General features: G+C 50.0%; 13 protein-coding genes and 1 pseudogene. 5 read left to right on the top strand and 9 right to left on the bottom strand.

The window, feature by feature from the left end; translation table 11 throughout:
- Nucleotides 1–137: 137 nt before the first annotated feature.
- From FMR86_RS12080 to FMR86_RS12040, 9 genes are all read right to left on the bottom strand, one after another.
- Complete coding sequence (locus FMR86_RS12080; RefSeq protein ID WP_163351654.1) at nucleotides 138–1172, bottom strand: hypothetical protein; 1035 nt, start codon at nucleotides 1170–1172, stop codon at nucleotides 138–140.
- Nucleotides 1173–1270: 98 nt separating this feature from the next.
- Nucleotides 1271–3154, bottom strand: a complete 1884-nt coding sequence (gene mnmG / locus FMR86_RS12075) for a tRNA uridine-5-carboxymethylaminomethyl(34) synthesis enzyme MnmG (protein ID WP_163351653.1) — start codon at nucleotides 3152–3154, stop codon at nucleotides 1271–1273.
- Nucleotides 3155–3423: 269 nt separating this feature from the next.
- Nucleotides 3424–4644 (bottom strand): M20 family metallo-hydrolase, encoded by a 1221-nt coding sequence (locus tag FMR86_RS12070; RefSeq protein WP_163351652.1) that lies wholly within the window; start codon nucleotides 4642–4644, stop codon nucleotides 3424–3426.
- Between the two features lie 258 nt (nucleotides 4645–4902).
- Complete coding sequence (locus FMR86_RS12065; RefSeq protein WP_163351651.1) at nucleotides 4903–5193, bottom strand: PxxKW family cysteine-rich protein; 291 nt, start codon at nucleotides 5191–5193, stop codon at nucleotides 4903–4905.
- A gap of 145 nt (nucleotides 5194–5338) precedes the next feature.
- The gene (locus tag FMR86_RS12060; protein ID WP_163351650.1) at nucleotides 5339–6667 is read right to left on the bottom strand and encodes an amidohydrolase family protein; all 1329 of its coding nucleotides are present in this window, start codon (nucleotides 6665–6667) and stop codon (nucleotides 5339–5341) included.
- Entirely contained in the window at nucleotides 6667–7413 is a 747-nt protein-coding gene (gene mtnP, locus FMR86_RS12055; protein ID WP_163351649.1) for an S-methyl-5'-thioadenosine phosphorylase, read from the bottom strand. The genes FMR86_RS12060 and mtnP overlap by 1 nt, the downstream gene beginning before the upstream one ends.
- Nucleotides 7414–7504: 91 nt before the next feature.
- The gene (locus tag FMR86_RS12050; protein ID WP_163351648.1) at nucleotides 7505–8017 is read right to left on the bottom strand and encodes an adenine phosphoribosyltransferase; all 513 of its coding nucleotides are present in this window, start codon (nucleotides 8015–8017) and stop codon (nucleotides 7505–7507) included.
- 151 nt (nucleotides 8018–8168) lie between these two features.
- Nucleotides 8169–8636 carry a hypothetical protein gene (locus tag FMR86_RS12045; RefSeq protein WP_163351647.1) on the bottom strand — a complete coding sequence of 156 codons (468 nt, stop codon included), beginning with the start codon at nucleotides 8634–8636 and terminating at the stop codon, nucleotides 8169–8171.
- A 92-nt stretch (nucleotides 8637–8728) separates the two neighbouring features.
- Nucleotides 8729–10036 carry an NCS2 family permease gene (locus FMR86_RS12040; protein WP_203544868.1) on the bottom strand — a complete coding sequence of 436 codons (1308 nt, stop codon included), beginning with the start codon at nucleotides 10034–10036 and terminating at the stop codon, nucleotides 8729–8731.
- A gap of 151 nt (nucleotides 10037–10187) precedes the next feature.
- On the opposite strand from FMR86_RS12040, the gene rsmA reads away from it, so the two are divergent.
- The 5 genes and pseudogenes from rsmA (at nucleotide 10188) to FMR86_RS12020 (ending at nucleotide 12497) form a co-directional block, all read left to right on the top strand.
- On the top strand, nucleotides 10188–10976 hold the full coding sequence (rsmA, locus tag FMR86_RS12035; RefSeq protein WP_163351646.1) for a 16S rRNA (adenine(1518)-N(6)/adenine(1519)-N(6))-dimethyltransferase RsmA: 789 nt from the start codon (nucleotides 10188–10190) through the stop codon (nucleotides 10974–10976).
- Between the two features lie 239 nt (nucleotides 10977–11215).
- Nucleotides 11216–11497: pseudogene (locus FMR86_RS12030) on the top strand (HU family DNA-binding protein); the annotation flags it as partial.
- 16 nt (nucleotides 11498–11513) lie between these two features.
- Complete coding sequence (locus FMR86_RS20410; RefSeq protein WP_203544867.1) at nucleotides 11514–11690, top strand: hypothetical protein; 177 nt, start codon at nucleotides 11514–11516, stop codon at nucleotides 11688–11690.
- Between the two features lie 156 nt (nucleotides 11691–11846).
- Nucleotides 11847–12047, top strand: a complete 201-nt coding sequence (gene rpsU, locus FMR86_RS12025) for a 30S ribosomal protein S21 (protein ID WP_015336888.1) — start codon at nucleotides 11847–11849, stop codon at nucleotides 12045–12047.
- A gap of 3 nt (nucleotides 12048–12050) precedes the next feature.
- Entirely contained in the window at nucleotides 12051–12497 is a 447-nt protein-coding gene (locus FMR86_RS12020) for a GatB/YqeY domain-containing protein (RefSeq protein ID WP_163351645.1), read from the top strand.
- Nucleotides 12498–12592: the final 95 nt, after the last annotated feature.

Below are 12592 nucleotides of genomic sequence, written 5' to 3'. Positions count from 1 at the left end.
ATCCGACTGCTTATAAAGTACCATCTGCTTCGTTGCTGCGAATAACCCTGAAACTCACGTATGTCTGTATACGCATCGTTCCAGTGTTTTTCTTGCGCCTTGCATCTGGCACTTTCTAAACAGTCGGTTAGATTTTTTTACTCGTTACCTTCACGGTAAAGTTCCAGATAGAGGTTGTAGGTCCAGTCATCCATTTCCGGGCAGCCGTTCTGGGTTACCCGTTCCCATTTGGGTTTTTTGCTGTCCTCATCAAAGCCCATGAACTGGGATTCGAAGGAAAGGCCGAGCTGGGCGCGGCCCTGTGTGGGGTCAATGAATATCCGCCTGATCTTGGTCACAAAAAGATGACGCACAATACCCCGGTCTCCGAAATCAACGAGACTCATCAGGACTAAAAAGTTCTGCCCCTTGTTCAGTTTGAACTGGGCAGCCCGTTTTGAGGTCATATGGGTCAGTTCAAGGGATAGACCGCCCCCTGAAATATCGGAAAGAAAAATGCCGGCATCTTTGCCGCCCATGAATCCGGGAGCATATTCGCCGTTGGTTGCAATGAATTTCAGTCCTGCGGCCACCCCCTGTTTGGTGTCCGGGATGATGTTTACATAGTCGTAATGACGTGAAGGAGGAGACACGCGCAGGAATTCACGTTTCTGGGTCTGCTCTATGTATTCCGGGAAATCAATGGTCAGGTTGTAATATTGCGAGCCCTTGGTTTTAACTTCGGTTATGACTGAGCTGAAGTTGTAAAAGATGACCATGCCCGCCTGTTTGGCCGGGACATGGAAAAATCCGGTTACCTCACGTCCGAGCCATGACTGCCCGATTTTTCCGTTAGCCGGGATTTCAAGGGTGATGCGGTCAGTTATATCATCAATGGCGCAGGCTATTGTGCGTCTCTTTTCAGATTTTGCATGGAAGCTGAGATCAATTTTGGATCGGTATACAAGAGCCGTTTCAAATATTTTTTCAAGCTGGTCTTTGTCTGTTATCCAGCTCATGGGAACAGCGTTCAGCTTTTTTTTCAGCTCCCTGTTGTTGTACCAGAGAACAGCTGCAACTATGGCGACGATACAAAAGCCTACAACGATAAGCATGTTGACTGTCTGCTGAGGGAGACCCGTATCTCCGAACCCGCGCAGGGTTTTGTATAAAAATTCCTGATCTACTGCCATCTGCTACAGCCTTGCTTGAGTGTTAAAGCTCTTTTTTTACTTATACTTATTTTTTATTATTTTGAAAAGTAAATGCTTTAACAAGCAGACAAAATATATTAAATGGCACCGATTTTTTTCAAATGAATCTCAATTGATGAAACTGCTGCCGGGGTAATTCCGGAAATACGGCTGGCCTGTCCCAGTGTCAGCGGGCGTACTTCTGTAAGTTTTTCAACAGCTTCACGTGTAAGTCCTGCAACTTTAGCATACTCAATGTTGTCCGGGATGCTGACCGATTCCATCTTGCGGAATTTATCCACCAGTTCCTGCTGGCGCACAAGATAACCTTCATATTTAATTTGGGTTTCTGTTTCAGCAAGAATGTCTTCAGCGTAGTCCGTAATCTGAGGCTTGAAGTGGGCCATATCCGCAATGGAAAGTTCCGGCTGGCGCAGCAGGGCCGCAAGGGGGACAGCTTTGTTGGGTACGGTTCCGCCGATTTTTTCCATGATTTCGCGGGTGGGTTTGTCCGGTCTGATCTGGGTGTTGTTCAGCAGTGCCAGAGCTTCATCCAGACCTTTCTTTTTGGCAGAATAAAGCACCCAGTGCTCATCTTTAACCAGACCCAGTTCGCGGCCTATTTCAGTGAGGCGCAGGTCGGCATTGCCTTCACGAAGCAGCAGTCTGTATTCCGCGCGGGAAGTGAACATGCGGTATGGTTCCTGAGTTCCTTTGGTGACAAGATCATCAACCAGCACGGCAATGTAGGCCTGATCGCGGGAAAGCAGGAAGGGGTCGCGTCCGGTCAGTTTGCAGAAAGCGTTGCAGGCGGCCCAGAGCCCCTGTGCCGCAGCTTCTTCGTAGCCGGAGGTGCCGTTGATCTGCCCGGCCAGATAAAGGCCGGGAAGTGTCTTGGTTTCAAGGGTCGGCAGCAGTTGGGTGGGCGGTACGAAATCATACTCAATGGCGTAACCCGGACGCACGATTTGGGCCTGTTCCAGCCCTTCGATGGAATGGATCATGCGCTTCTGTACGTCCAAAGGAAGGCTGGTGGGGATACCGCTGGGATAGACCTCAGGGCTTTCGTACCCTTCAGGTTCAAGAAAAATCTGGTGGCGTTCCTTTTCAGGAAATCTGGCAACCTTGTCTTCAATGGACGGGCAGTAGCGCGCTCCGGTGCCTTTGATCACCCCGGTGAACATGGGCGAGCGTTCAAAGCCGCTGCGGATGGCCTCGTGGGCCTGTTCATTAGTGTAAGTGATGTGGCAGCTTACCTGCGGCAGTTTGATTTCGGTAGTGCGGAAGCTGAACGGCTGCGGTGGATCATCACCGCGCTGTTCTTCCAGTTTATCATAATCAATGGAATCCTTGAGCAATCGGGGAGTGGTGCCGGTCTTGAGGCGTCCCAAAGTCAGTCCGGCCTCTTCAAGGCTTTTGGACATGCCCACAGAAGCAGGGTCTCCCATGCGTCCGCCGCTGAAATTCTCCAGCCCGATATGCATCAATCCCTGCAAGAAAGTTCCCGTGGTCAGCATCACGGAACGGGAATGAAATTTTTCACCGATCTGAGTCACAACCCCGGCAGCTTTACCATCCTCAACGATCAGGGTTTCAGCCATAGCCTGCCGGACCCAGAGATTGTCCTGCGCAAAAATATCTTTCTGGACCACGCGCATATACTCATTGCGGTCCATCTGGGCGCGGCTGGCGCGTACTGCCGGGCCTTTGCGGGTATTCAAAATGCGGAACTGGATTCCGGCTTTATCAGACCAGATGCCCATGTAGCCGCCCAGCGCGTCAATTTCCTTAACCATATGACCTTTGGCAAGACCGCCGATGGCCGGGTTGCAGGACAAATGCCCGATGCGGTCCACATTGATGGTCAAAAGCAGGGTCTTCAGGCCCAAATTGGCAGCAGCCATTGCAGCTTCGCAACCCGCATGGCCTGCGCCGCATACTATGAGGTCAAATTTTTCTGGCGGAGGAGATTTTTTGATCATGATTTTGATGCCTCCGGCGGCTGGGGAAGGGGAAACTCTTGCAAGAGTTTCCCCTTCCCCAGACCCCATCCCCTTCAGAACCTTTTATCGGGCTTCGCCGGGAGGTCTTATTAAATTTGTTGTGAAGTTAATTTCTACTTTTCTGTTCAGTGCTTATGGCACAATTTAGAAATATAGTAATTAATATAAACAACTAAAAGTTTTTGGGATTCTTAAACCCTTTTTACAAAAAGGGTTTAAGGCCCCCGGCAGGGTCGCCGAAGGCATTCTTAGAATGGCAGAAGTGCCATTACTTTTGCGTCATTGAGGGTATTGCTGATGGACCCTTTTTCGTTGGGCTGGTGGGCCTGATGCAGCAGGGTGGACCAGACAACGGTCTGGTAGCCCAGCTCGCGCAGATGTGCGGCAACGGTTCCGCCGCCGATTCCGCCCGGTTTTGCGTCCACACCGTAGACTTCCTTGACCGCGAAACATACTTTTTCAACGATTTCGGCATCAGCCGGGGTAGGCGGTGCTGCCTGACTTTTGCTTTCAATATCTACGGAAATTTTTACGCCGTATTCCTCGGCTACGTAGAGAGCCATGCCTTTGACCTGATCAATTACTTCCTGCAGGTCGTAGCTGGGCAGGATGCGGCAGTCGATGTAGAAAACATCTTTGCCGGGAATGGTATTGATGTTTTCCACGTTGGCTTCTTTTTTAGTCGGCTCGAAAGTGGAGTAGGGCGGAGAGAAAAGTTCGTCTTCCTCATCAAAATGGTATTTTAGTTCCGGAACCTCCATGATCATGGCTGCAGCCGCGACAAGGGAGTTGACGCCCTGCTCCGGTGTGGATGCGTGGCACTGCTTGCCTTCCACTGTGACCTTGAACCAGATGGAGGATTTTTCCGCGATTTCCACCAGTGCGGAATCGGGTTCGCCGGAATCGGGTACGAGGAAAAGGTCGTTCTTTTTGAACAGGTCGCCGTGTTCTTTGACCATGTATTCAAGACCGTAGTGGGAGCCTGTTTCTTCGTCGGAGACAAAGATGAGGCCGACGTTGATGCCCGGAGTCATGCCGGAATCCATGAGTGCCTTGGCAGCGAGAACGGAACTGACCAGTCCCTGATGATTGTCTTCCACGCCGCGTCCGTAGAGGGCATCTCCGTCCTGCACCATCTTGAAAGGATCGGTATCCCAGAGGCTCAGGTCGCCTACGGGAACTACGTCCATGTGGGATATGATCCACAGGGTTCTGGAGCTGTCCTGTCCGGGAATAACGGTGACCAGATTGGGTCTATATCCGCACTCCACCCGATTATCCGGGGCGTTGTATGATTTCACTTCCCCGAATCCGTTCTCCTTGAGATATTCGGTGAGGAAATCCGCTTTTGCTTTTTCCCCGGTTCCATTGTTGGTGGGACCGATGGCGGGAATGGCAACCAGCTTGGCGTGGAGGTCGAGAGCTGCGTCTTTCATGTCGTCGATTTTTGAAAGAAGCTGAGTGGGCATTGGTGTTTCTCCGGATATGCGTCAGATACAGGGTTGTGGAAATCAGTTTATGTTTCAGCGTACCAAAGAGAAGAGCCGGAACAAGTCCGGCTCCCATGATACACGAAATGAATCGGTTGAAAAACACTCGTTAAGAATGTTTTTCCGGTAATATGCAGTTAACGACTTGCCTGAAAAGACAGTGTTCGCGTGTAACTTGCATCATTTCCACAAAATATAATTTTGCGGATAGAATTTATTAATTCAGATGCTGAGTTACTAGCGACCGCGTGCAGCACGCTTGGATGCTTTAAGCGGGTTAACTTTAACTTTACCTTCTTTGTCAACACCGGCACGCACGTGGGTGGCGAAGTTGCATACGCTGTGGGACCACTTTTTAGCGGGCTGAGCGTAGCTGGGACAGTATTTGGAACCTTCGAACTCAACTGCGCGTTCACAACCGTCACATTTTTCAACAACGGTTTCGAGAATTACGCCTTTGTAGGAAAGACCTTCAGCAGTCATTGCTGCACCTTCGAGTGCGTGTACTCTTGCATTCTTTTTAGCCATGTAGCGCCTCCTGTTTGGCAAGTCGCTTGCGAACAAGCGTTGTTTTATCTTTAAATATCTTTGCTTGGAAAAGCACAAATGCATATGCAGTCTTCCCCTATGTTGTCAAGGAAAAAACGCATTGCAGATTTCAAAAAATATCCACTCAGCGGTTCTCAAGCCGCTGTAAAGCCCATTCGACGGCCTTTTCCGCTTCTCGTGAAATAGTTTCCACGTCCACGGTCAGAAATTTTCCATCCCGGTAAAGAACCTTACCGTCACAGACTGTCAAGCGGACATCCTGTCCCCCGGCGGAGTAAATAACGTGCGAGAGGGGGTTGTATACAGGTTTAAGGTGCATCTTGTCCATATTTATAGCGATGATGTCCGCTTTCATTCCTGTCTCAAGTTTTCCGGTATCATGAAATCCCAGAAAATCAGCACCTGAAACAGTTGCCATGTCAAGAACTGTCTGGGCGGGCATGGCTTCCGGGTCCTGCAGGAAACCTTTTTGGAGCAAGGCAGCGGTGCGCATTTCATCAAACATGTCCAGATTGTTGTTGCTGGCAGCACCGTCAGTTCCCAGCCCGGCAGTTACCCCGGCTTCAAGGAATTTGGTCAGCGGACAGATGCCCGAACCAAGTTTGAGATTGGACTGCGGATTATGGGCGATCATGGCCCCTGCATCCTTAATCCAGCCGATTTCTTCATCAGTTACATCCACACAGTGATGCAACCGGGTGCGTTCGCGGAGTAATTCGTATTCTTTTAATATCTGAATGGGCCTTTTTCCGAAAGTTTCCAGCGTAAGCTTGGTTTCCGGCACGGATTCCGCAGCATGAATCTGCCAGAGCAGGTCCAGCCGTTCGGCAAGTTCCATGCTCTCGGCAAGCTGGTCGGGATCGGTGGTGAATACCGCGTGGGGCGTGACAGCAGTCCTGATCCGTTCATGGTCGGCAAACTGATCATGCAACGCTTCAATAACATCCCATGCATCCTGCGCTGTTTTGAAGAACGGCGAAGGAAATTTGAAGAAACCCTCACCCAAAACCGCTTTCATCCCGGTTTCATCAACTGCCTTGCCAACTGCATCTTCATACATGTAGCCATCAAAAATAGCAGTGGTGCCGCTGGCAACCATTTCTGCACAACCCAGCCGGGCACCCAATTCAACCAGGTCTTTGGTTAAGCCCGATTCAATGGGAAACATGTAATTATGCAACCATTCCAGCAGCGGCAGGTCGTCGGCCACCCCGCGCATGAGAGTCATAGGCACGTGGGTATGGGCGTTAATCAAACCGGGCAGGATAACGGATTTGCCGCAGTCAATTGTTTCATCCGCAATCCATGCTGATTCAATATCAGTCTGCGTGCCTACAGAGGAAATGACGGAGCCACTGACAGCAATGGCTCCGTTTTCTATAAGTTCGCGTTCATCATTTTGGGTGAGAATGTATGAACTCTTGATGATTAAATCACATTTATTGGGTTGCATTAAATATTCTCAATAGTCTTGATCAGCATTGAGGTAACGTTTTCCGCATTAGCCTTAAAAATAGCAAGAATATCATCCCATGTGACAGGTGCTTCATCAGTCTTCCAGCAATCGTAGTCGGTAGACATGGCTACTGCGGCGTAGGGGATTCCCGCTTCATTGGCGAGGATGGCTTCGGGGGCGGTGGACATGTTGATGATGTCTGCACCCCATGCGCGGAACATGTGTGATTCTGCGCGGGTGGAGAAACGCGGGCCTTCGATGGTTACCACGGTGCCTTTGTCATGCACGGTAACACCTAGTTCATTGCAGGCTGCGGTCATCTTGGCGCGCATGTCGGCATCAAAAGGTTCGGCCATGGGAGTGTGGGCAGGGGCGTGTGGCTCAAAGCTTTCGAAAAATGTGAGTTCACGCTTGCGGGTGAAATCGATGAACTGGTCGATTATGACCAGATGTCCGCGGTCGATCTCCTCACGCAGAGAGCCTACGGCAGTGGTGGCGAGAATGTAATCGCAACCGAGGTCCTTGAGAGCCTGAATGTTGGCGCGGTTGTTGACGTAGGTCGGGGGGATGGTGTGTTCGCGCCCGTGGCGGCCGATGATGTGGACTTCTTTGCCTGCGATTTTGCCCGACCTGATGGGGGAGCTGGGTTCGCCCCATTTATTTGAAACTTCAGAATCTTTTGCGTCTTTGAGGATGTCCGGATTGTCCAGTCCGCTGCCGCCGATGATGCCGATAACTGCCATGGTAGTTTTTCCTTGTCTGCAAAGGTGAAATAAAAGAAAAAACTCCTGCTGCAATCTTTATGATCACGGCAGGAGTTTTGAAATGTCCTGATTAAAGCTGGATGAGGCTTGTGGTTTCAATTCCGCCCAGCTTGCTCTTTCCGTCAAGGAAGCTGAGTTCGGCGATGAAGCCCATGGCGGATACGTTGCCGCCTGCTTTTTCAACCAGTTTGACCATTCCTTCTGCTGTTCCGCCGGTGGCAAGAACATCATCGATGAGCAGCACGTTTTCATCTTTGGAGACTGCATCAATGTGCATGCTCAGGTTGTCGGTGCCGTATTCAAGGTCGTAGCTTACGGAGATGGTCTCGTAAGGCAGCTTGCCGGGCTTGCGGATGGGTACGAAGCCTATGTTCAGCTTGCTGGCCAGCGGTGCGCCGAAGATGAAGCCACGGGCTTCTGCAGCAGCGATCTTGTCTATCTTGTAGTCGGCAAAGCGTTCTGCCAGCTGGTCGATAGTATATTGGAATGCTTTGGGCTCGGCCAGAAGCGGGGTGATGTCAAAGTATACGATTCCTTCTTTGGGAAAGTCGGGAATGTCGCGGATATAATCCCTCAAATTCATGAAGTTCCTCCATCGGATTTATTTAATGTCTCTGGGGTAAATGCTTTCCGTGCTGTTGTCAAAGTTAAGAGCAATAGTTTGAATAAAAAAGGCGGAGCCGGTGTTAATGGTACCGACTCCGCTTTTTGCGCTGTATTATGGCTTAATTTGCTTAAGTCAGGGAATTCTTCATGCCCTCGGCACGGGTGCCGCCGCTGCCGCTGGTGCCGTTGGCTTTGTTCAGCTGGCTTTGCAGTTCTGTCAGCTGTCCCTGATACTGCAGCAGTTCGTTCTGTTTTGCTGCAATCTGGTCCTTGTTCTTCTCAGGATCCTTTTGCAGCTTTTCGATTTCTTCCTTAATCTTTTCTATCTGCTCTTTTACCTTTTCAATCTGCTGCTCGATGCTTGAACTGGATTCGGAATCGGTTTCTGAGCTTTTGTCAGTTGCGCCGGTTCCGGATTTCAAGGAAGTGGCCAGCTCTTTGCCCTGCTGGGAAATGGTAACGGTGTCGCCGTCATCTTTGTTTCCCATGGTCAATCGGGTGGAAGTTATTTCGGTTTTTTCAGCCGCAGCAGTCTGGGCGGTGGATGTTGCGTATGATTGCTGCGCATCTGCGCCGATACGAAAGTCGAAACTCATATGGCTATCCTCTTTTTAGAGTTATAAGCGGTTTACAAATTCCGTATCGGCGGGGTTTAAGATTACTTTAGGGTTGTTTATTTATTTTTATTTTAATGCGGACAGGTGATGAAGAAGGTGATGGAAAGCACGCACAGAATCCACAGACCCGGTGATACCTGATCAAGCTTACCGGTTACGGCCTTCATCAACGGGTAGGCGATGAATCCGGCGGTCATGCCGATACCCAGATTGTAGGTGAAGCTCATGAGGGTGATGACTAGAAAAGCGGGGACCAGTTCACTGATGTCATCAAGCTCAAGTTCCTTGCAGGGGGCGAGCATGAGCATGCCTACCACAATCAGGCTGGGACCGTAGGCGCAGGCCGGGATCATGGTCAGTATGGGCGCGAGGAACAGGGCGGCGAGGAAGAGCAGGGCTGTAGTGACTGCGGTCAGCCCGGTGCGGCCTCCGGCCTCAATTCCGGTGGCTGATTCAACGAAGACCCCGGTGGTTGTAGTTCCCAGCAGGGATGCGAGTACTGTGGTTACAGCATCGACCAGAAGCGGACGTTCGATGTGGGGCAGATCTCCGTTTTCGTCCAGCAGTCCGGCCCGGTGGGATACAGCGTAGAGGGTGCCCATGGTATCGAGAAAATCGAGCACAAAAACGGTCAGGATTACGGAAATGAAACCCCAGTTCAGCGCGCCCATGATATCAAGCTGGAACATGATCGGTTCAAGGGATGGCGGTGCGCTGAAGAAAGCCTGAGGCAGGTCGGCAACGCCGATTCCGATGGCGAGGCAGCTGGTGATGAGAATGCCGATGATTAATGCGCCGTTGACTTTGCGGGCCATGAGTATGGCGGTAAGGAAAAAGCAGCCGATGGCCAGCAGCACCGGAGCACTGGTCAGATCGCCGATGTGGACAGGGGCTCCCGGTACGCCGATGCTGACGATTCCGGTGGTGTTCAGTCCGATGAAGGCCAGAAAGAGTCCGATACCGACTACGAAAGCATTTTTGAGGCTTTTGGGAATGGCCTTGATCAGCCATGACCTGATTCCGGTAACTGTGAAAATAATAAAAAGTACCCCGCCGAAAAAGATTGCGCCCAGTGCGGTCTGCCATGTATGTCCCATGACCTTGACCACGGTAAAGGCGATGAATGCGTTCTCGCCCATGTACGGAGCGACAGCAAAGGGGCGTTTGGCGTAAATCCCCATGGCCATGGTTCCGAATACGGCACTGATGATGGTTGCGACCATGCTGGGGCCGAAGGGAATGCCTGCAGCTTCAAGAATCTTTGGGTTGACGATGATGATGTATGCCATGGTGGCGAACGTGGTCATCCCGGCCATGATTTCCCGGCTTATAGTGGAGCCGTTTTTGCTTATTTCAAAATAGTTGTCCAGAAAACTCATGTGTCTCTCCTGAGGAAAATTTAGCATACGCGAAAATATGCGGCATTAGGTTTACATATATAAATTAGGTGGGCAACCTTGAACTTGCATAACATGGGTTGCTGAAGATAAGGGTTAATTTTAAGTAAATATATTTCGAAACGGAGTATTTGTGCAGATAAAACACAGAGCCAAAAAAAGCCTCGGACAGAATTTTCTGCAGGATGCTAATATCGCTCGTAAAATAGTGGACAGCCTCAAGATCACTGAGGCCGATTCAATTATTGAAATCGGTCCCGGTCAGGGTGCTTTGACTAAATTTATCCTTGAAGCCGGGCCGGAAAATCTGACTCTGGTGGAAAAGGATCGCGATCTCGCCCCGGCACTGGAAGCGGAATATCCGGAAGCCAAGGTGGAGCTTGAGGATGCCCTGAAGTTCGACTGGGCCGGGCTTGATGCTGATAAAAACTGGAAAATTGTGGGTAACCTGCCTTACAATGTGGCCTCGAAAATAATGTGGGATATTGCGGCCCAGAGCAGTGCGACCTGCGTTTTTATGGTTCAGCATGAGGTTGCCCAGCGGATTACTGCCGGACCGGGTTCTAAAAAATACGGAGCGATCAGTGTCTGGGTGCAGAGTTTCTGCAAAACGGACTATCTTTTCAAGGTTCCGCCGACAGTTTTTAAGCCGAAACCCAAAGTTGACTCCGCAGTGATAAAATTTTTTCCTTTGCCTGAAGAAGAAAAACCCAGTGATATTGAAGGGCTTGCAAAGCTGGTCAAATACTGTTTTCAGTTCAGGCGCAAGCAGCTTGGTAAGATCTTGAAATCATTCATTTCTGATGCTGTGCTGCAATGGGCTGAAGAAGAGGGGGTTTCGCTCAAAGATCGCCCGGAAGCCTTGTCACCACTGCAATTTCAAAGCCTGTATAAATGCGTGAAAAACGATTTTCCCTCTTGACTTGTTGGCGAAAATTTTGTTTTAGATTTTCATCAAGGTCGTTTGAACAGGCGGTTCCACTGATTTTCTTATGAAAAAGCGGTACAGGGGGCTTGTTTTAAACCGTCCGGGATGGTAGCAAGACAATCTGCTGGTCAGGAGTGACCTGCAGAACTCTATGAACCCAACTCTCGCCGCAGGGTGAGGTTAATGGCAGGCGCGATAACGTGCCGCAATAATCATTTTCCCGTTTCAAGGAGGAAGGACTGATGACTAAGGCTGAACTCGTTGTAAAGATTGCTGAAAAAGCAGGAATGACCAAAGCTGATGCAGAACGTTGCCTGAACTACTTTCTGGATACAGTAGAAGAAACCCTCGTTAACGAAGGAAAACTGACCCTTACAGGTTTCGGTACTTTCCAGGTAGACGAAAGAAAAGAGCGCGTAGGTCGTAACCCCCGCACCGGTGAAGAAATCAAGATTCCCGCTTGCAAGGTTGTGAAGTTCCGCCCCGGTAAGCTTCTGAAAGACGCTGTAAAGTAGTCAAGGAGATTTAATTATGTTGCATGGTGAAACTGTTCAGAGTCCTCTTCCTATGGATCTTCCCTGGTGGATGCCTGATCACTTTATCTTCTTCGGCGTCCTCTATATTGTGCTCGGCCTTCTCGGAGCCGGAATGGCCTACTGTGCTGTAAAAGCATGGATGGATTCCAAAAACGATACTGCCGCTCACTAGGATCACTTCTCAGGTGATATTTTGTTCAGCATCCGCTGCTGCGGATGCTGAACTTTTTTTTGGGATTGTTCTTGACTCCATGCAATATTTGAGGTTATTTAATATCTCTTCCGCACATTTCTTACGTGCGAGATTAACTCAGGGGGGGTGATTTGATTGCCCGGTGTTTACCTCGAAGATTCTGACAACTTTGAAATAGCTCTTCGCCGCTTTAAGAAGCAGGTTGAAAAGGCTGGAGTTCTTTCCGAACTCAAGAAGCGTCAGCACTATGAAAAGCCCAGCGTACAGCGCAAGAAGAAAAAAGCTGCTGCCCGCAAAAGGCTCATCAAAAAAATGCGCAAAATGTCAATGGGTTAGTATATGAGTCTCATTGAGCAGATTGATAAAGACTACATTGCGGCCTACAAGGCCAAGGACGATGTCAAGAAGACAGTTTTGAGACACCTCAAAACTGCCATCAAGAATCGCATTGTTGAAGTGAAAGGGGATACTCTTTCCGATGACGACGTACTTGATCTTGTTGCAAAGCAGATCAAGCAGCGCAAGGATTCCATTGAGCAGTATAACTCTGCCGGACGTCCCGAGCTGGCTGAAATTGAAGCCGTCGAAATCGAAGCCCTTTCCGGCTACATGCCGGAGCAGCTTTCCGAAGAGGAAGTTGCGGCTGCTATTGATAAGGCGATCGCCGATACAGGCGCATCATCCATGCAGGATATGGGTAAGGTGATGAAAATCATCACTGAAACCTATAAAGGACAGGTTGACGGAAAGGTCGCTAGCGGTCTTGTTCGTGCCCGTCTCTCCTGACATCAGCTTAAGCTGAATTTTAACGGCAGGCCCCGGAGTTTCTCCGGGGCTGTTTGCCGTTTTTTCTGTATTGGTGCCCCGGTCCCGACGGGGTG

Source organism: Desulfovibrio sp. JC010, assembly GCF_010470675.1.
In the GTDB taxonomy this organism is placed as follows: Bacteria; Desulfobacterota; Desulfovibrionia; order Desulfovibrionales; family Desulfovibrionaceae; genus Maridesulfovibrio.
This window is presented reverse-complemented; position numbering and strand designations above follow the sequence as displayed.

Excerpts from the sequence above, each read along its gene's own strand:
- FMR86_RS12045 (WP_163351647.1), bottom strand. The coding sequence starts at position 8,636 with ATGAGTTTCGACTTTCGTATCGGCGCAGATGCGCAGCAATCATACGCA.
- mnmG (WP_163351653.1), bottom strand. The coding sequence starts at position 3,154 with ATGATCAAAAAATCTCCTCCGCCAGAAAAATTTGACCTCATAGTATGC.
- FMR86_RS12060 (WP_163351650.1), bottom strand. The coding sequence starts at position 6,667 with ATGCAACCCAATAAATGTGATTTAATCATCAAGAGTTCATACATTCTC.
- FMR86_RS12040 (WP_203544868.1), bottom strand. The coding sequence starts at position 10,036 with ATGAGTTTTCTGGACAACTATTTTGAAATAAGCAAAAACGGCTCCACT.
- FMR86_RS12050 (WP_163351648.1), bottom strand. The coding sequence starts at position 8,017 with ATGAATTTGAGGGATTATATCCGCGACATTCCCGACTTTCCCAAAGAA.
- mtnP (WP_163351649.1), bottom strand. The coding sequence starts at position 7,413 with ATGGCAGTTATCGGCATCATCGGCGGCAGCGGACTGGACAATCCGGAC.
- FMR86_RS12070 (WP_163351652.1), bottom strand. The coding sequence starts at position 4,644 with ATGCCCACTCAGCTTCTTTCAAAAATCGACGACATGAAAGACGCAGCT.
- FMR86_RS12080 (WP_163351654.1), bottom strand. The coding sequence starts at position 1,172 with ATGGCAGTAGATCAGGAATTTTTATACAAAACCCTGCGCGGGTTCGGA.
- FMR86_RS20410 (WP_203544867.1), top strand. The coding sequence starts at position 11,514 with ATGTTGCATGGTGAAACTGTTCAGAGTCCTCTTCCTATGGATCTTCCC.
- FMR86_RS12020 (WP_163351645.1), top strand. The coding sequence starts at position 12,051 with ATGAGTCTCATTGAGCAGATTGATAAAGACTACATTGCGGCCTACAAG.
- FMR86_RS12065 (WP_163351651.1), bottom strand. The coding sequence starts at position 5,193 with ATGGCTAAAAAGAATGCAAGAGTACACGCACTCGAAGGTGCAGCAATG.